General features: G+C 40.2%; 14 protein-coding genes and 1 other annotated feature. All 14 genes read right to left on the bottom strand.

Annotated features, from left to right (window positions below; translation table 11 throughout):
* Nucleotides 1–90 precede the first annotated feature (90 nt).
* Nucleotides 91–1953: a tyrosine decarboxylase gene (tdc, locus tag AC1DOK_RS08220; RefSeq protein WP_477553777.1), complete on the bottom strand. Its 1863-nt coding sequence runs from the start codon at nucleotides 1951–1953 to the stop codon at nucleotides 91–93.
* Nucleotides 1954–2077: 124 nt separating this feature from the next.
* The gene (gene tyrP / locus AC1DOK_RS08215; protein WP_477553776.1) at nucleotides 2078–3487 is read right to left on the bottom strand and encodes a tyrosine-tyramine antiporter; all 1410 of its coding nucleotides are present in this window, start codon (nucleotides 3485–3487) and stop codon (nucleotides 2078–2080) included.
* A gap of 872 nt (nucleotides 3488–4359) precedes the next feature.
* On the bottom strand, nucleotides 4360–5619 hold the full coding sequence (gene tyrS / locus AC1DOK_RS08210) for a tyrosine--tRNA ligase (protein WP_477554112.1): 1260 nt from the start codon (nucleotides 5617–5619) through the stop codon (nucleotides 4360–4362).
* Nucleotides 5620–5709: 90 nt separating this feature from the next.
* Nucleotides 5710–5932: a binding site (T-box leader), on the bottom strand.
* 109 nt (nucleotides 5933–6041) lie between these two features.
* On the bottom strand, nucleotides 6042–6971 hold the full coding sequence (locus tag AC1DOK_RS08205) for a glycine betaine ABC transporter substrate-binding protein (protein ID WP_477553775.1): 930 nt from the start codon (nucleotides 6969–6971) through the stop codon (nucleotides 6042–6044).
* Nucleotides 6972–7012: 41 nt separating this feature from the next.
* Nucleotides 7013–7840, bottom strand: coding sequence for an ABC transporter permease (locus AC1DOK_RS08200; RefSeq protein WP_477553774.1), 828 nt, complete (start codon nucleotides 7838–7840; stop codon nucleotides 7013–7015).
* 2 nt (nucleotides 7841–7842) lie between these two features.
* Nucleotides 7843–9039 (bottom strand): quaternary amine ABC transporter ATP-binding protein, encoded by a 1197-nt coding sequence (locus AC1DOK_RS08195; RefSeq protein WP_477553773.1) that lies wholly within the window; start codon nucleotides 9037–9039, stop codon nucleotides 7843–7845.
* Between the two features lie 228 nt (nucleotides 9040–9267).
* Nucleotides 9268–10647 carry a Na+/H+ antiporter NhaC gene (gene nhaC / locus AC1DOK_RS08190; RefSeq protein WP_477553772.1) on the bottom strand — a complete coding sequence of 460 codons (1380 nt, stop codon included), beginning with the start codon at nucleotides 10645–10647 and terminating at the stop codon, nucleotides 9268–9270.
* A gap of 270 nt (nucleotides 10648–10917) precedes the next feature.
* Nucleotides 10918–12600: a glycoside hydrolase family 13 protein gene (locus tag AC1DOK_RS08185; RefSeq protein WP_477553771.1), complete on the bottom strand. Its 1683-nt coding sequence runs from the start codon at nucleotides 12598–12600 to the stop codon at nucleotides 10918–10920.
* Between the two features lie 24 nt (nucleotides 12601–12624).
* Nucleotides 12625–14904 (bottom strand): glycoside hydrolase family 65 protein, encoded by a 2280-nt coding sequence (locus AC1DOK_RS08180; RefSeq protein WP_477553770.1) that lies wholly within the window; start codon nucleotides 14902–14904, stop codon nucleotides 12625–12627.
* 12 nt (nucleotides 14905–14916) lie between these two features.
* Nucleotides 14917–15735, bottom strand: a complete 819-nt coding sequence (locus AC1DOK_RS08175) for a carbohydrate ABC transporter permease (RefSeq protein ID WP_477553769.1) — start codon at nucleotides 15733–15735, stop codon at nucleotides 14917–14919.
* Nucleotides 15735–16601 (bottom strand): carbohydrate ABC transporter permease, encoded by an 867-nt coding sequence (locus tag AC1DOK_RS08170; RefSeq protein WP_477553768.1) that lies wholly within the window; start codon nucleotides 16599–16601, stop codon nucleotides 15735–15737. Before AC1DOK_RS08170 ends, AC1DOK_RS08175 begins: the two co-directional genes overlap by 1 nt.
* Before the next feature lie 115 nt (nucleotides 16602–16716).
* Entirely contained in the window at nucleotides 16717–18012 is a 1296-nt protein-coding gene (locus tag AC1DOK_RS08165) for an ABC transporter substrate-binding protein (RefSeq protein WP_477553767.1), read from the bottom strand.
* Nucleotides 18013–18072: 60 nt separating this feature from the next.
* Nucleotides 18073–19086 carry a LacI family DNA-binding transcriptional regulator gene (locus AC1DOK_RS08160; RefSeq protein ID WP_477553766.1) on the bottom strand — a complete coding sequence of 338 codons (1014 nt, stop codon included), beginning with the start codon at nucleotides 19084–19086 and terminating at the stop codon, nucleotides 18073–18075.
* 206 nt (nucleotides 19087–19292) lie between these two features.
* Nucleotides 19293–20285 carry a kanamycin nucleotidyltransferase C-terminal domain-containing protein gene (locus AC1DOK_RS08155; protein ID WP_477553765.1) on the bottom strand — a complete coding sequence of 331 codons (993 nt, stop codon included), beginning with the start codon at nucleotides 20283–20285 and terminating at the stop codon, nucleotides 19293–19295.
* Nucleotides 20286–20548: the final 263 nt, after the last annotated feature.

The raw sequence follows: 20548 nt of genomic DNA, 5'->3' as shown, positions 1-20548 counted from the left end.
TTGGACATTTTAGGCACCCCTTATTTAGATAAAGAGAAATGCGTAACAATATCCTATCGTTACGCATTCCAGTTCATTGTTTTTCTTTATTTAGCTATAGATTTTTTCAAGTTTTTCTTGTATCGCTTTTTCGATTTTTGCTGCATATTCTTCAAATACTTCTTTGTCATGCGCATATGGAGACAATGCACAAGCACGCAGTATAGTTACTTTTTCTGCACGATCCCACTCTTCTCTGCTGAATCCTAAGCTTTGTACGAATTGCAGTGGGCTGTTCCCATAGTCAGGAATTGCAAAGTCTGTATGGGAAGTAATAAATTCATTGCTGTACAAGTCGCCTTTCACGTACGACGCCTGATCGAAGAAGTCGTGATTCAACTTGTTCATTACTACCAAGTCTGTATTGCCTTCTTCATTAAATACATAATCGACCATGTTAAAGTCAGGCTTCGTCAATGGGTACAAGTTAATAACTTTGCCATTCACATTGAATTTTTTATTCTTCAAGAAATTGTAGAAGCGATATGCGCCTTCGATACTTGCACCCATCAATTTACCGTATCCTGTTACGTTTAACGGCAATACTTTATGTGCTGTCCATACAGATGCAGCAGTTGCGCCTGCTTTGGAACCTTCGAGGATATAAGCGCCAAGCAAAGCTGGAATATCGGCACCTTTTTCAAATACATAAGTCGCGAAATAAGAAATTGCGTCACGCATTCTAGTGTCTCTTACGGTGATAGCACCGGCAGAATAAGGGATGTATCCCATTTTGTGCGGGTCAATCGTAATCGTTTCGGCTTGACTCATTGCTTTGAATGATTTGTAAATATCTTCTGTAAGCCATTCATTTTTCAATTTCATATCGGTGAAAATGCTGTTTCTTGCATAAACCTCATCAATTTTGTCATAATCGATGAATTCATCATTTTCATCCAAGAAAATTGCACGAGCATATCCGCCATAAGCCGCATCCACATGAATATAATAGTAAATTCCTTCTTTAGCTAGCTTTTCGCGCAGCTCAACAATTTTATGAATGTGATCGATTTGACCTTCTTCCGTACTGCCGATAACGCCAACAACACCGAGAACTGGAATGTTTTGTGCAACCAATTCACGAATTTTCGCTTCTAACTTGCCAATATCCATCCGATAACAGCTGTCAACATCGATGGCTTCTACATTATCCAAGCCGATACCGATAATGTCGGCTGCTTTCAGCCATGAATAGTGCTTCGTTTGCGGAATTAACCATTTTCCTAATTTATCGAGATTTTTGCCGCTTCTTGCAGAATGTGCTTTCACATCATCGAGCTTGTCAGGAATTTGATCCATGATGTTCAGAATTTCTTCTGTAGACATGTTCAGCAATTCCCATTCGGATTTACCTTCTACATATTCAGGCGCTACTTCCTTGATCGCAAGCGGAAGTGATTTCATATTTCTTGCGTACCACAGTCCTTCCAAGTTGGCAATCGAACCGTCTGCACAGATATGTCCCCAGCTTTCGCCTTCTCTGTAACTCATCATCTTGGCCAATTGATGCCCAACTTCTTCTTCCATTTGCGATGTACCTGGAGAGGATTCATAGGCAACGTTATTACCGTTCCAGAGCATTGCTGCAGTATAGGCAATAATCGCTGGCATCAATGTTTCCGAGTTCATATGCCCCCAGAAGCGGCCAGCTGTGTGCCATGGCAACGATTCTGTACGAAGCTTGGATGACAACACATTGAATACACTTCGCACATGGTCTGCAGTATCTTGGAAGCTCTTCGAGCTTTTATCAAATGGTGTAATAACCGGCAAATCTTGTGGTTGATAATTTTGACGCCAGCCTACATGCTCATCAACAACTTTAAGTAGTATTTCTTTAAAGAGATCGACATTCTCGCCTTTGCTGCCAAGGAATAATGCTTTAAGGTTAAGATCGGGAAGTTGATAGTTCATATTTTTTTCCTCCAGTTATGATGAATTGTATGATGAATTAATGATGAATTGTATAATGAATTAATGATGAATTATTGATGAATTGTATGATGCAGAGCTTATTTTGCGAGCTTATTTTGTGAATTTATTCACTTTTCTTCCAGCTCGGTTTCTTGGCTTTATAAATAATTAAGGCGATACCTACCATAACGATAGTAGCTCCCACTTGATATATCACATATCCCATGTATTGACTTGGTTCGAGAATGGAAGGCGGAATCAAGCTGACTGTTAAAGTAATACCTACACTCAACAGAGACAGCAGGGAAATGAACCACATTAAACCGTTCCCTTTACTTCCGAGTCTAAATGGTCTTTCCACTTTCGGCATTTTATAACGCAATCGAATAGCTGAAATTGCGATTAAAGCATATACAATACAATATAGAATTGTAGTTGTTATCGTAATAATAAGAAATGCGCTGTTGACATTCGGTACAACGATATACAAGACAGAGACTAACGAAATGACAATCGCTTGAATCATGACAAATGTAATCGGAACACCTTTTTTATTTCTCTTTTGGAAAAAAGGAGGCAAGTTGCCGTCTTCAGCTACTTTAATCATGGATTTGCTCGGTCCGAGCACCCATGCGCTCAGCTGCACCAATACGCCAATCAAAATCATGGCAGAAACGATATTAACGAAAATCAAAGGAATACCTAAATCTTCAAAGAAAATCAAGTATGGTTGCGTAATATTAGCCAGTTCCAACATACCCTTTGGTACCGCATTGGATACCGTCAAACCTGCGATTAAGTTAAAAACAACAAGTAAGAGAACCGATGTAATGACAGCAATCGGATAGTTGCGTTTCGGATTCTCAATATTGTTAGCATGGACCGACGAAATCTCGACGCCTGCAAAAATAAAGATGATACCCGACAAGTAAGCCATGCTTCCCAAATCCCTGAAATTAGGCAGCAAATCGCTGGCTTTAAAATTGCCTAAGTAGCTATTTGGCTGAATGCCATGTTTAATCATATAAATGACACCAAAAACAACAAGAATAACAAATGGGATATATACCCCGATAATTGCTCCCCAATTCCCTGCGATTTTAACCATATCGAACTTAAGATTCAATAAAGTTACGGTCCAGTAGGAAATAAGAATCATTGCAAAAATAAAGTAATTGTTAGAGGATAGTTCAGGCTTATTAATGACATACCCTAGTAAGATACCTACTGTAGAAGAGACCATAACCATTCCGAAGAACATTTGAACCCATAATAACCACGAGGTAACAAATCCCCATTTCTCACCTAATGCATTCTTGACCCACACTTGGGGGCCACCCTCTTCTGGAAATCCTGTTGAAAGTTCTGCTGACATCAATGCAATAGGCAATGCAAACAATACCGCCGCAATAAGCATGTAAAAGATCTGGGTCCAACCCGTGATGGAAAGCGTTGGTACACTACGTACCGTACCGAAGAATGCCATCGTAATACCGATTAGTCCAAACAGTGTCAACTTTTTCGTATTGGCCATAAATCCATCCTTCTTTCTATCTTTCAATTTCCTCAAATCACGAAATTATGAATAAAGTATGAATTGAGACTATCGGAATTAATGAATGTTAATGTTTAACATATCACCTTCCCAATATGAATTTATTGCTATTTTTAAGTTAATCGATTAACTTGCAGCATCAGTATACGCCTGCTTTTTTTGTTCTGTCAATTCGTCTTTTAACCTTGATATACAAGGGTTTGTTTATATTTTCCAAAACATTTTAGTTATTTACTTTAATGTTTTTATTACTTTATTGATGAATGCTTTAAATGTTTTACGCTTTTGTAGATAAAAGCATTTTCAGGCTAAATAAATGTATATTAATTTAAAAATGTGCATAAATATTAATTTAATTCTCTTCGATTACACATCCTTCCCTATCCTGCTATATTTTAGATATACTTGGTTACAATAAGTCTGGAAACTACATTTCACTACAACTCATGCTGCTCAAAATTATAATGGCTTAAAGGGGTTTTTTTTATTCTGCTCATTAGATATAGATGTTTGGAGTTATGTTAAAGAAGAAGTTCAGGGGAATGGAATATAACCAGATATCCAAGGAATATTTATACATAGATGAAGTACAGCTTATTCGATTGTATGGATATGACATGATCATCATATCTAGTTGATTTATCCATTTTTTCTCTTTTCTTCAAATTACATTTATTTATTTCGAATGCACTGAAGTTGTGTCATTTGTCTTAAATTGGCAAAAAAAAGACGGTTCCTCAGTCATTTTTCATGACTTTGGAGCCCGTCTTTTTTGTGATGTAAATCATAGCAATTCTATAAATCTACATCATTGATTATAGATAGATTAAGACTCGGTTACAGTTGTCGATTTATACCAATTTCACGAGGCTGTAGTTCTTTTTGCCTTTGCGAATGATGATAAATCGTCCATCAAAAGCGTTGTTCACTGTGACATCCATATTTTCATCTGTCACACGGTCGCTGTTTATGGAGATGGCTCCATTCGCAATATCTTCTCGAGCTTGGCGCTTAGAAGGTTCTATGCCTAGATCGACCAGCCAGTCCACAATATTTTTTGTTTCTTTAGAAGCATGGAATGTAGGCATATCTTTGAATCCTTGCTCAATTTCATCAGCTGTTAACGATTTAATATCGCCGCTGAACAATGCTTCTGAAATTTTCTTCGATTGATTCAAAGCTTCCTCACTATGAACGAACTTGGTCATTTCTTCTGCCAACATTCGTTGTGCTTCACGCTTATGAGGTTCGGTCTGCACTTTGATTTCTAATTGATCAATTTCGTCTTTCGTCAAGAATGTGAAGAACTTCAAGTATCTAATGACATCTCGGTCATCTGTGTTCGCCCAGAACTGGTAGAACTCGAATGGAGTCGTTTTGTTCGGATCCAGCCAGATCGCACCACCCGCTGTTTTACCGAACTTCGTACCATCTGCTTTAAGCATCAATGGAATCGTCAATCCGAAAGCTTTGGCTTCTGAACCTTCTTTTTTACGAATCAAGTCCAGGCCGCTTGTAATGTTGCCCCATTGGTCAGCACCACCGATTTGCATCTGAACATCCTCTTCTTTAAACAGATGATGGAAGTCCATAGATTGAAGAATTTGGTATGAGAACTCTGTAAAGGATATCCCCGTATCGAGACGACTTGCTACTATATCCTTAGCCAGCATTGTATTGACACTAAAGTTTTTACCGTAGTCACGCAAGAAATCCAATATCGTTACGTTATGTGTCCAATCGTAGTTGTTGACCATTTTAAGCCCATTGTCGCCGTCATTAACAAATAACTTTTTCATTTGTGCTGTCAACGCATCTACGTTCTTTTGGACTTGTTCTAAAGTTTGCAACTGACGCTCCGTTTGGCGACCGCTTGGGTCACCAATCGTGCCTGTCGCTCCACCAATCAAGATAACCGGACGGTGTCCAGCTAACTGGAATCGTTTCAGCATCATAAATGGAATTAAATGTCCAATGTGCATGCTATCACCGGTTGGATCCACACCACAGTATAACGAAATCGACTTCTCGCTTACTAATTTACGCAATCCTTCAGCATCGGTTTGTTGATTAATGGCATCCCGCCATTCTAGTTCATCAATAATGTTCATCATCTGAATCAGCTCCTTGGTGTATAGTTTTATGATTAAGATAAACGTACTTCTAAAAAAAACAAAAATCGTCCCTATGCCTATTATAGGCTTAGGGACGATTTATTAACCGTGTTACCACCCAGATTGCATTAATAGTGCTGCAGCCACTATTAATACCACTCTCGGCAATAATATCGATTGCCACTCCGCTTAGCGTTACCTAAGGTACTCCTGAGCGTAATTCACAAGTTTGTTTGTACCAGGTCGCATCAACCCCTGGCTTTCTGCTGAACAGTGACAAATTGCTACTAAACTCTTTCATCGCGTTATCCAATATTAGATTATTGACAATCATAGTGAATATAAATTTATTTGTCAACCATTAAATTTATAAAACGTCACTGATCTCCAATTACCTGCAGCCAAACCGTTGCTGCTATTCATTTTTTCAGATCTTCAATGGAGTTAATTACCATATAAGTAGGTACGACCAGGCCTGTTTTGACTCCCGTCATATTAGCGCCAAGGTCTTCTACTTTATCCTTGAACTTCGCCCAATAGTCTGCATGAGTTAGCGGCAGCCAGGCAGAGACCGATGCATCAACATCGCCGTTTGCAACGCCTGTGAACATTGGGCCAGATTCGACTTGAAGTGCGGTAACTTGATAACCGAGCTTACTTTCGAGCAGCACCTTCACCAGATGTGTACTGGCAATTTCTGAATCCCAAGCAACATAGCTTAATCTCATAGTTTCCCCATTTACCGGCTTTAGGTCTTTAATCCAAGGAGCGATTATATCTGCATGAGCTGTTGCCCAAGCTTTAGCTGCTGCTTCAGGCTGCTGTCCTTCCCGAATTGCCGTCATAATTTGCCCCATATCCTCAGCAGTCCACTTAAACCGTCTAAGAAATTCGTAGGCTATAGGCTGATCCTTTTGAAGCCCTATACGAGTAAACGTATGAATTTCTTCCGCTTCACCGAAAGATTTTTTGGGATCATCCAAATATTTAAGATCGTACTTCGAAAACATCCAGTGGGGCGTCCATCCTGTAATGATGATCGGACTTTGATTCTTAATGGCTTTATCCAGCATAGCTGTCATGGCAGCACCCGAGCCTTCCACAAGGGTCCAGTCCGATAAGCCGTAGTCTTGTATGGCTCTTTTTGCCGCTTTCATAATACCTGCACCAGGGTCAATGCCGATAATTTGGCCATTCACCTGCTGAGCGATGGAGCCTGAAGCTGAACCAGACGGATTGTTATATCCAGGTATCGTTTCTCCGAGCTTACGACGATCTGGATTGCACGCTGCTTGCGATGCGATAATAACCAAGATAAACAGGAGCAGTAGGATCTTGTTTTTTTTCATATTCGAACTATCCTTTCATACCGTAAAGCATTGGGGATGTTTTATCTGATTTTGGGTTTGAAAATATTTTGGCTCAAGCGATCCAAGACAATTGCTAGAATAACAACAACCAGACCTGCTTCAAAGCCCTTGCCGATCTGCAATTGAGTTACAGCGCGATACACTTCGGCACCAATACCCTGCGCCCCAATCATTGAAGCAATAACAACCATAGACAACGATAGCATAATCGTCTGGTTCACACCCGCCATGAGAGTTGGAATAGCCAGTGGAAGCTGCACTTTGAACAATTTTTGCATGGAAGTGGAGCCAAAGGCATCGGACGCCTCAACAAGCTCCTCAGGCACTTGGTTGATCCCCAGCTTCGTCAAACGAATCGTTGGCGGGATGGAAAAAATCACCGAAGCAATGACCCCCGGCACAACACCTAGGCTGAAGAAGGTGACCGCTGGCAGCAAATAAACAAAGGCAGGCATTGTCTGCATGAAGTCTAGAATAGGTATGATGATTCGGGCACCAAGGCGGCTATATGCAGTCAGAATTCCTAAAGGAATACCAATCGCAATGGAAAGAAGGCCTGAAGTTAATACAAGTGCAAGGCTATCCATTGTCTGTGGCCAATAATCCAGGTTATATATAAGCAAAAAACCAATCATAGAGAACAGAGCTAACGATAGTCGTCCAACTATATACGCAATAATTCCCAAGATTACCACGAATAGATAAGGATGGGGCAATAAGAAGAGCCACGAGATAAAATCCACAACAGTGGCGATTATTAAGGCGATGGCATCGAATAGCCCGGACAGATGATCTTCCATCCAATTCACAAGGAGCTGAATCCAATCTGCTATAGGTATCTTAGGCATGGTTAATCATTCCCACCCTTAAGGTCAATTACGCCAGCAAGCGCACCGAGCAGCGCTCCACGCACAATGACTCCAACAAGGCGATGATTGTTGTCAACTACGGCCAGCGGCAGTTTAGCAGAGCTTGTTATTTCAAATAGCTCGCCAATGAATTTATCCGGGGTGACCCAAGGACCATCTGTAATTAAAATATCTTGCAAGGTTTGCTTGTTTTTGTATGCAGCGGAGGCATCTTCAGCTGAAATGACACCAAGCAGCCGCTTCGATCGATCAATGACGAACAGATTCGAAATCCCTCGTTCACGCATCAATTCAAGCGCTACCCGCGGTCCGCGATCCAGTGTGATGGTCTCTGGTCGCCTCATTACATGCGAAGCCGTAAGCACTTTGGACAGATCCACATCCTCGACGAATCTCTCCACATAACGATTTGCAGGTTGAATCATGATTTCCTCCGGTGTACCAATTTGCACAACAGATCCATCCTTCATAAGCGCAATACGATCTCCAATTCGCAGCGCTTCATCAAGGTCATGTGTAATAAATACGATCGTTTTTTTCATACGATCTTGCAGTTCCAGCAGTTCATCCTGCATATCTCTACGTATGAGTGGATCAAGTGCACTAAAAGCCTCATCCATAAGCAGTACTTCCGGATCATTTGCTAGTGCTCTTGCGAGTCCGACCCGCTGCTGCATACCTCCGCTGAGCTCATCAGGACTTTTGTCACCCCAGCCTTTAAGCCCTACAAGTTCAAGGGATTGAAGGGCTTTTTGCCGCCGTTCAACTTTATCTATGTTTTGTATTTCCAGTCCATATTCCACATTTTCAAGTACAGTGCGATGTGGAAATAACGCAAATTTTTGAAACACCATGCTAATCGTTTTACGGCGGACATGACGCAATTGCTCCTTATTCAATTGAACCAAGTCCTGCCCATGTACAAGAATTTGGCCTGCTGTTGGTTCAATCAAGCGGTTGAGCATACGTACTAGTGTAGATTTACCACTTCCCGAAAGCCCCATAATCACAAATATTTCACCTTGTTTAATATCGAGGCTGACGCGATTAACACCGACGGTAATTTGTTTTTCCTTGGCAAGCCTTTCTTTGGTATAGCCTTGATTAAGAAGGGCTACTCCTTGTTCAAGATTGTGACCGAACAGCTTGCTGACTTCCTTGACCTCCAGAATGGTCATGCTTCTTCACCTCAGATCCGTACACGACTGATCCATTAAATTAGATCGTATTTAATATGCTATAACTATATCCTCCTTTATACACTGCAATAATGCATCCTATCGTCTAACTAAGTGCGTGCCTGCGATATCCCTATATCCTTTCTGATTCCAACACAAACAGATGGCTCCTGAGAAATTCAGGAGCCATCTGTTTGCAGCACGAATAATAGTAGATTTAGTTGACGCTCACTTCTCCGAATCTCCCAAGCTGATTCGTTTAAGCTTTGGCATATAGGCATATATAAAGGTTATAATCGGTGAAAGCCATAAGAACGTCGCATATGGAACATATTCAATAACAGGAACCCCTAATGTTGCTGCAAAAAAAGCACCGCTGACCCCCCACGGAATCAAGGGATTAACTAGGGTTCCACAATCCTCCAATGTGCGTGATAATGTTTTCATCGGAATATGTCGTTTCATGAACTCTTCTTTGAACATTTGCCCAGGCAACAGAATCGATAAATACTGCTCACCAGTCAACGCATTAACAGCGATCGATGAACTGCCTGCAGCAAGTACCATATGGCTTGGATTACGTAATGGCTTCACTAAGCGTTCGAACAAAGCCCGAATAACCCCGCAATGCTGCAATAACCCACCTAGTGCTAAAGCAATCAGAATCAGTGAGATTGAAGATGTCATAGATTGTAATCCACCTCGATGAACGATGGAAGCAACCATATCATTAGCTACCTCACCCTTATATCCACTTTGCATGACCTGCAGCCACATCGATAAAGACGTATTATCTTGAACTAACCAGGTGACAAGAAGTCCTGTTACAATCCCAACCATAAGCGTCGGCAAAATAGGCTTCCTTAAGACCGAGCAGATAAGCACTGCAACTGGTGATAATATTGTGAGTAAATGAATATTAAAGCTATCTTGGAGAGCTGCTTTCATACTCATAATCGAAGACAGATCAATTCCGTCTGCTTGAGGCATAATAAGAAAGAAGCCGGCGGTCAGAATTAACGCAGGAACAGTTGTGTACAATAAATTACCAATATGAGTGAATAATGGAACACCCGCTACCGCTGGAGCAAAATTTGTCGTATCGGACAGCGGCGACATTTTATCTCCAAAGCATGAACCACTAATAATCGCTCCTGCAGCAATGAGCGGATTAATTCCCATAGCTAGCGCCATCCCCATGAGAGCAACCCCCACCGTACTAACAGTTGTAAAAGAGCTGCCTGTGAACATCGATACAACAATCGTAATAAATAGTGCACTTAACGCAAAATATTGCGGATTAATATATTCTAAACCGTAATATAGAATCGTTGGTACAGTTCCACTCATCATCCAAGTTGCAATGAGAACACCAATAAGACCAAGAATAATAATTGGCATAATCGCCGACTGAATCCCTTTTAGCATCGCATCCTGCAGCTCGTTCCAGCTGAATCCAAAGCAATAAAGTAAGGTTGCGACAATAGCGGTTCCCATTAACAAAGGAATATGTGGTTCAGATTTGAGAATAAACATGGCGATGAACAATAACAGAAACATCCCCACAAATAAAATAAGGCTTTGACCAAAGCTAGGCTGTTTAGACATCATGTAATGGCTCCTTAAACTCTTAGACGAATTTCATTTTATGATTTTACGCTTTTACGCGGTTAAGTATAATAGCAAAATATAATATAGATGCACTCATCAGTCAAACCACAAATTGTGGATACTTGAAGGTTTCATCTTATTTTGAGCAAGAATAACCGCTATACTCTGAATTGGATAAATGTTTCTTCAGCCGATTCAGTTTCACTCCAAAACAAAAAGCCGCCCCATTGTCATCAGACTACAAGGCAGCACTTATAAATCATTAATTTAACCAATATAGACAATGGCTTCATATGGTCTTAGTTGCAATTGCTCAGGATTAATTGGAGAATCTTCGTAGTTACTCAGTAACTTACTCCATTTAGTTCCTTGCAGCTGTTCGGGCAACTGAACCCCTGAGTTGTTACCATAGAAGTTTGCGACAACGAACAGCTTCTTACCTTCATATTCCCTTGTATAAGCGAAGACTTCTGGATGTTCCTCAAGCACAAGCTCAAACTTTCCATGTACGACAATTGGCAATTGCTTACGAAGCTCAATTAGCTTCTTATAATAATAGAAGATAGAATTCGGATCCTTGAGTGCATCACTTACATTAATATCCTGATACTTCGGATTCACTTTAAGCCAAGGTATACCATCAGTGAAGCCAGCTTGCTCGCTGTTATCCCATTGCATAGGGGTTCTAGCGTTATCACGGCCTTTATAGTGAACAGCCTTCATGAATTCCTCATATGTCAGCGTACGATTCTCCTCTACAAGCTCACGATACGCATTGCGAATCTCTATATCATTGTAATCATCAAGCTCATATGCGCAATTCACCATACCTATTTCTTCGCCTTGATAAATATAAGGAGTTCCCTTCATAAAATGAAGTATCGTTCCGAACATCTTAGCACTTACCACTCGATATTCCGCATCATTCCCCCAACGGGACACAATTCTCGGTTGATCATGATTGTTCCAGTACAGGCTGTTCCAGCCACCGATCTCAAGCTCTGTTTGCCATTTAGCTAAATTACGCTTTAACTCAACCAGATTCAGATCACGAAGCGCCCACTTACCATTCGGTGTGCCCTGCTGTGTATCTAGGTCCATATGTTCGAAGGTGAAGATCATATTAAGTTCACTACGCTCAGGAGCAGTGAATAATAAGGCTTCTTGCGGTGTTGAACCAGGTGCTTCGCCGACCGTCATGCAATCATATTTGGACAATACCTGTCGGTTCATTTCCTTCAGAAATTCATGAAGACGAGGTCCATTCGTATGGTACTTGCCAATCACATGCTTCTGACCTTCAATCAGGTCGTAATCTGGATAATCTTGATATTTGGAGATGGAGCTAATCACATCTAGCCTCCAACCATCCACACCTTTCTCCATCCAGAAGTTCATGAGATCCCATACTTCATTACGAAGCTGATCATTCTCCCAATTGACATCAGGCTGTCTCTTAGAGAAATAATGCAGGTAATATTGACCCGTTGCTTCATCATATTGCCAAGCAGAACCACTGAAATACGAGCCCCAATTATTCGGCTCTGAACCATCCTCTTTGCCATCTCTCCATACATAGTAATCACGGTATGGATTATCTTTACTAGAGCGACTCTCTACAAACCAGCGATGCTCATCCGAGGTATGATTGACAACTAGATCCATGACAATTTTGATGCCACGCTTGTGAGCTTCATCAATCAGTTCATACATATCCTCGTTCGTTCCAAACTTGTCATACACATTCTTATAGTCACGGATATCATATCCATTATCATCTTGTGGAGAGTCAAATACGGGACTTAGCCAGATAACATCAATCCCCAGCTCCTCTAGATAATCGAGTTTCTGAATGATTCCTTGGATATCACCAAGTCCATCCCCATTGGAGTCTTTAAAACTCCTCGGATAGATTTGATATACAACTGAGCTTTTCCACCAATCTTTCATTTGTATAAGCCTCCCTCTCCATTATTAATTCGATAGCGAAATCGTGTTTTCTAATAGAACCGCTTCACCTTTAAGCTGAAGCTTTAAATCGTTACCTTTCAGTAACTCAAGGACGGTATTCTCCTTACTTACTGTTACCTTAATTAATCGATCACGATAGTTAATCTTAAAGGAATACTGCTCCCAGTCCTTAGGTAATAGAGGATTGAATGACAGCATACCACCGCTTGTTCTCATCCCTGCGAATCCTTGAACAATAGATAACCAACTTCCTGTCATTGAGGTAATATGCAAGCCATCCTCTGTATCATTGTTGTAGTTATCGAGATCAAGTCGAGCTGTACGTTTGTACATCTCAACAGCCTTCTCCTCCATGCCTATCTCAGCGGCAAGAATGGAGTGAATGCAAGGCGATAAGCTTGATTCGTGAACTGTCATCGGCTCGTAGAACTCGAAATTCCGTCGTTTCGCTTCCAAAGTAAATTGATCATTTAAGAAGTAAATGCCTTGCAAGACATCTGCTTGTTTAATGAAACAAGAGCGTAAGATGCGATCCCATGACCATTTCTGATTAATTGGACGTTCTTCTGGCTTCAATTCATCAACAGGCATCAAATCCTTATCCAGGAATGTATCATGTTGTACGAATACATCTAGCTCTTTGTCGTAAGGTAAATACATTTGCTCCGCAATGGAACGCCACTGCTTACGTTCTTCGTCAGCCACCTGAAGTTTCTCCAAGTTCCCAGTCGCTCCTGATTGACGTAAATATTCAATGACTTCCAATGTGTACTCTAGGCACCATTTAGCCATTAAATTCGTATACCAATTGTTATTCACATTATTCTCGTACTCGTTCGGCCCTGTAACTCCATGAATCATATATACCTGTTTACGCTCAGAGAAATGCACCCGATCCGCCCAGAATCTTGCGACACCGACTAAAACATCAATACCGAATTCACTTAGGTAAGCTTTATCATCTGTATAGTTCACATAATTATAGATCGCATAAACCATCGACGCGTTCCGATGAATTTCTTCAAATGTAATTTCCCACTCATTGTGACACTCAACGCCTGTAAAGGTTACCATCGGATATAAGGCACCTTGTAAGCCTTGCTGCCTTGCATTATGGTAAGCACCCTCAAGCTGGTTATAACGATAAAGTAGTAAGTTGCGTGTTACTTCCTTATCAGCTACAGATAAATACAATGGAACTGCATAGGCTTCCGTATCCCAATAAGTTGCGCCACCATATTTTTCACCAGTGAATCCTTTGGGACCAATATTCAAACGAGCATCTTGCCCATAGTAAGTCGAGAAGAGCTGGAATAGATTAAATCGAATTCCCTGCTGAGCTTCTTCATCTCCTACAATTTCAACATCGGAGATATCCCATCTAGCATGCCACTTCGTCTCATGTGCGAGTTTCAATGCCTCATATCCAGTACTAGCTGCATCATGCACAATTTCTTGAGCTTTAGTTCGTACTTCCGAATCTGAATAGTCTCTAGAGGTTGTTACAGCGATATACTTATAAATGCCAACCGTTTCACCCTCATTCGCATGACAGGCTACCGAATTCTCCACATACATTGCACGCTCAAGCACATCGACCGAGGCTTCCTTCATTGGCGCGATTTGCATACTTGCACCTACCGTAAACTGCGGAGTACCGAATGGATTCGGCTTTGTTTGAGCCACTAGGAAGCCATTTAAAGATTTAACACCACGCTCAATCTCCAGCCAGAAAGTCTCCTCGTAATTTGAATCCTCATTCTTTACATTGCCATCAAGGAACGGTGTGAACACGACCTTGCCCGCATAATTTAACGGAGTAGCCTTATATGAAATAGCGCAAATTTCTTTACGATCAATGCTTAAGAACCGTTCAACTTCAACTCGCGTCTGCTTAGTACCTTTGTCAACGATAAATTGTCTCTTTAGGATGCCATTCTTCATATCGAGCTCGTGATGGAAATCACGTACTAGATCAACTGAAAGATCTACCTCTTCCCCGTCCAAATGAACTCGTATCCCAATATAATTAAGAGCATTGATCACTTTACCAAAATATTCGGGGTAGCCATTCTTCCACCAGCCTACTTTGGTTTTATCAGGGAACCATACGCCCGCAATGTAACTACCAAGATGAGAATCGCCGGAATAGGTTTCTTCAAAATTCCCTCTCATTCCCATATAGCCATTGCCAATCGAGGTAAGGCTTTCTGCAAGTCGCATATCAGACTTATGCAACTTGCTTGTTGTTAATTTGAATCCATCAACATCATACAATCTCATTTATAATTCCCCCTACTTCACGGATCCTTGAGTTATACCAGCGATAATTTGTTTTTGTGCAATGAAATAAATAATAATGATCGGAATAATCGCAATCGTCAGACCCGCTAGGGCTAAATGCCACTGTTTCGTATATTCACCAAAGAAATAGAACATTTTGAGTGGAATGGTCTGCATGCCTTCTTGATTAATAACTAGCGATGGCAATAAGTAATCGTTCCAAACCCAGATGATATTCAAAATACCAACTGTAACCGTAATAGGCTTGAGCATTGGAAATACAATACGCCAGAAGGTTTGGAATGTATTACAGCCATCAATGGTAGCTGCTTCATCTAACGTTACTGGAATACCTTTAAGGGAGCCATGGAATAAGAAAATCGATAAACTTGAACCAAAACCAAGATACATAATAATTAAACCCACGCGATTCAACATGTCAACACTACCGAATATCTCAACAAGTGGAATCATAACGGTCTGAAACGGAATCAGCATCGCAGCTGCGAATACTAAGAACATAGCCTCACTAAGTTTCGTCTTCGTCCTAGACAAAGCATAAGCTCCCATGGATGAAAATATAATTATCACCACAACACTAATAACCGAAATCAATAATGAATTAAAGAATGTGTTCACAAAATCTAATTGCTGCGCTGCTTTAACATAGTTATCAAAGGTTACCTTAGCTGGCAAACCTAACGTATCTCCAAAAATTTCTTTCTTAGTTTTTAAAGAGTTAACGATCATTAAGTAAAATGGAGATATCCAGATGATTCCAAGTAAAATCCCTAGAATTTCAAGAGCTAGTTTCTTTCTTCTTTTAGTCATTACATCTCCACCTCACGTTTCTTGTTGAAATAAACCTGAGTCAAAGCGATGGCAGCAACGATAATGAAGAAAATTACTGCTTTGGCTTGTGCATAAGCCATTTGGTTCTCTCCAAACGCCGTTTTAAAAATGTTCATAGCGACCATCTGTGTTGAGTTATAAGGTCCGCCGCCTGTTAGCGATAAGTTCTGATCGTATAACTTAAACGAATTCGACAGCGTAAGGAACAAGCTGACTGTAAATGCTGGGGCAACTAGCGGGAAAACGATATGACGAAATCTTTGCCATGCACTCGCCCCATCAATCTCTGATGCCTCAACCATATCCTGTGGTACATTCTCTAAGTAAGCAACATAGATCACCATGATATAACCAGCCATTTGCCAGCTCATCAGAATAACTAGTCCCCAGAAGCTCGTTGTTGGGGTCGATAGCCATGCCTGTAATGACTCAATACCTAGTGCTTGACCAATTGCTGCGAACGCTTTAATAAAAATAAACTGCCAGATAAAACCTAGAATTAATCCACCGATTAGATTTGGCATGAAAAATACAGTTCTTAAAACATTTTTAGATTTAATCTTAGAAGTCACGATTAAGGCTAAACCAAGTCCAATTATATTAATGAATATAATGGAAACTACAGCGAATTTAGTTGTAAACCAAAGCGAGTTTAGGAAAACCTCATCCTTAAACAGCTTGGTGTAATTTTCGAATCCAATTAGAGTTGCAGAACCAATTCCGTTCCAGTCTGTAAAAGAATAATAAATACCGTATAACAAAGGGAAACCAACTACAATTATTAAAGCAACGAGTGCTGGCACGAGAAACAGCCAGAATGAAAGACCATTTTTATTGTTTTTCATAAAACATCCTCCTTCTTGAAGTCAAGAAACTGCGAGCATATGGATGGAGCAGAACTTAACTTTTGTTACAAATAAAGTGGCTTTCACAGCCACTTTATTTGTAACTATGTGTTGATTACTTATTTCTAGCAGCTTTCCATGAATCCTTAGCATTCTGAACGAGTTGTTCCCAAGCTAGCTTTCCACTCACATATTGCTGAATGTCAGCACCTAGCTTGTCCATTCCCCATGCGCTCGGATAGCCCATGAATACCCAGCTGGATGTTTTACCTTTTTGAGCATATTCATAAACAGTTTTTGAAAGTGGATCTGAGATTTTATCATTATCATAGCCATCATATGCAGGCACAAATTTGAAGTCTTCCAATACAGTACGTTTACCTTCTTCAGAAGTATATAACCAATCTAAGAAGTCTTTACTTGCTTTCTTAGTTGCATCGTCTTTATTTTCATTGACAGCCCAGTACATCGGAACACCAACAGGAATTACATCTTCTTTAACACCAGCAACTGGAATTGGTAGCATGCCTACATTATTCGCAGCAAATTCTGGATCAATATCAGCGATCGAATTATATACCCAGTTTCCTTGCTGTGTGATCGCTACTTTACTTTGAGAGAATAATTCCTCAACCTGTCTGGAATAGTCCAAACTTACAGTTGGCTGTGCAGAAAATTCCTGCTGTAGATCAACCATTTTCTTGAATTCATCTTGATACTTGAACTCAATTTCCTTCGCTGCGTACACTTTGTTAATATCATTATCAAACTCTGCTGCGAAGAACGGATTGGATAAGTGCAAGCCAGTAATCCAAGTTTCTTTAGCTGCGAATGCCATTACCGCTTCTAATCCAAGCTCTGATTTTTTGGAATCAAGCGTTTTAACCGCATTGACTAATGCATCATATGAAGTGATCGTAGCTGGATCAATTCCTGCTTTCTTGAAAACTTCTTTATTATATATAAGTCCATAACCTTCTTGTGCAAATGGAAGACCATATATTTTATTATCTACAGTCACACCAGTTAATGTACCTTGTAATGCTTTCTTAGCAGCCTCTGTATCAGCAAGATCCGTGAGCTTACCTGTCCAATCTGCTACATCTTGAGGTCCTCCGACATTAAAGATCGCAGGCTCTGCGCCAGATGCAAATTTAGCTTTAAGTGAAGCACCATAATCATCGCCGCCACCAACCGTACTAATGTTAATTTTGACATTCGGATTTTCTTTCTCGTACTTTTTGGCAACCGCTTCGAATTGTTCTTTAAACTCAACTTTAAACTGATAAATATCAATTACTGTTTGGTCTGCAGCTGCTTTATCTCCTTCTTTTGAACTCGAACAACCTGCCAAAGCCCCCAATACCAACGCACTTGCAGTTGCTACAATAATCCCTTTTTTCATGCTCATTCTAAAAAAACCTCCTCTAAGATGAAAAAAATGTCTATAAACACTGCTTAGCAGTATTCATCAAAGTAAACTATCTCTTTTCACTAAATCATGCTCCACAATCACTTTGTGGTCGACTTTCTTGTTGTTCATTAAATCAATCAGCATCTGACATGCCCTGGACCCTATTTGCTCGGAATGGATATCGATATTCGTTATACAAAGGCTTGCATTCACAAAATTAGAACTCGAATTGAAGCCTGCTACTCGAACATCTTTGGGGATTCGAAGACCTAGCTTGTTGAGCTTCTCAATCACAACCCCGCCTACTTGATCATCCATAACAATAATGGCATCAGGCTTATCTTCTGCAGTAAAGATTGTTTCAATGTCAGTCGAAGACTCGCTGTATAAATTATCTGTTATTACTAGTGATTCGCAATTTATTAATAGATTGAAATCACTAAGCGCTTTCTTGTAGCCGTTAATTCGATTGACCGTTACGACAGAGTCGTGAGTTCCACCGATAAAACAAATTTTACGTTTGCCTTGCGCGATCAAATAACTCGTTAAATCATAAGAAGCTTGAAAGTTGTCGTTATCTACACTATATATACCCACTTCCGGCTCATAACTACCAATGAGTACAAAAGGAAACTGAGCTTTCAGCAAAGATTCAATACCTTCATCCTTGACATGGGACCTCATTAAGATGATTCCATCAACCTTTTTACCATTAATGAATCTTCGAATAACATCCACTTCTGAAGATTTATTCGTAGAAATCAGAATGTCGTAACCGCTTTCACTCGCTACAGTACATATCCCTCTTAATGACTCTTGGAAGAAGGAACTTGCATAGAATGCCTCTGTATTGTGAATTGGCATAACAATTCCAATCGTCTTCGTCGATTTATTCGCTAAACTCCTAGCAACTTCATTGGGGTGATATCCCAATTCTTCAATTATTTCATACACTCGATCTTTGGTTTTCTGGCTTATCCTCGGATGGTCCGATAGTACCCTTGAAACCGTAGATTTGGATACACCTGCAAGCTCAGCAATGGTAGATAGAGTCGTATTTTTGTGCTCCATACAGGCCCCCCTTATATGTAGTACAAGGTTATTCAACAAATTGCGCAACCGTTTGCACTATTGTATCTCACCGGCTGACAATGTACTGTGCAACCGGTTGAATTAAATTTACCATAGGTTTAATAACCTGTAAACTGGATATTAATTACAGTTGAAAATAAGTCTAATTCTTAACTAATAGTTCAATAACAGTTATCTTTGGTCGATTATGCTTTCGTATTTAAAAATGCAGTGAACTCCTCAAGCGAGGCAAATCGATTTACTTTGACTTCATGGTTTCTGAGATGGTTTTCTAAGAGATTGTCTAAAGTCACTATTGCTGTCTGAAGTGGTCTTAAATCAGCAGGATTCAGAAAATCGATTAGATCCGGAAACCCTAACTGTTTATATAACTCCAGATAGCTCATAGAGTGATCTAATGGGCTCGGCCAATGCCCCTTTTCAGCGAAATAAAGAAAATAGGCAATTTGATCTTGTACGCCAACAGCTCCATAAAAGGCTGATGAATAATCGTTAGTTTCACATGCTGTTACAACCTTATCTAGCACCCCTTTTACCTCTTCGTAATAGCCGAGCATTCTGTCTGGATATGAAGGGTAAGTGGTGTATGTTTCCTTCTTATTCAAAATTAATTCAAGTGTATCCGATACTAGCTCTTCACAAGCTTGACGAATATCTACAGCAAACTCAGCTGTCATGATTGCATCAATCAACATTTCTAAACGAGGTGGTTTCAATGGAAGCCGCATAATTTGATCCATGTTCTTGCCCCAGCCCTTTGTGTAGAATGTCTGGTTTAAGAGTGCAAGACATTGCAGTACTTTCGTCAAGACTTCATATGATTCTATGCGGAATAAGGTCACACTATCAGATTCATTATTCCGTCTCATCTTATATAAATGTACATAGACGTCATGTAACAACGCTTCAGCTCTCTCTGTGAAATGTTGTCCATTCTTTGGATCTTGCTTCTCATTGATCTTATCTCGTAGCTTCATAAAGCGAGCATGGTCTTCATCCGATCTAACGTACAGTATTTGACTGTCAGCAATAATCGTAGTTTTTGAATCCTCCAGTTTTGCCATTGTTTCAGCCCGTTCCCAGCTAATAGGCCAAAAGTCAAAACTTATATCATCCACAATAAATTGAATGCTCGCACGATAACCATCAGATGTTGCTGGAATAAAAAAAAAGTCCAAGTCCGACCGTTCGGTCGCTGTTCCTTAAGCATACGACCCATAGTAAGCAATTATAGCAATATCATTTGAAAAATTGGTCCTGATATGGTTTATTAACGCGTCAGAGACGTCAAATACGTTCAGCAATTAAATTACTCCTTCGATCTTACATAGGATATTATTGTTCTTGAATTAATTCATTGTTTTCCCTAATGGATTACATGATATTATTTACTCATTATTCTATCAATAAATTTTACACAATAATCTCAATCAATTATATA

Source organism: Paenibacillus sp. P5_B5 (assembly GCF_056400365.1).
This window is presented reverse-complemented; position numbering and strand designations above follow the sequence as displayed.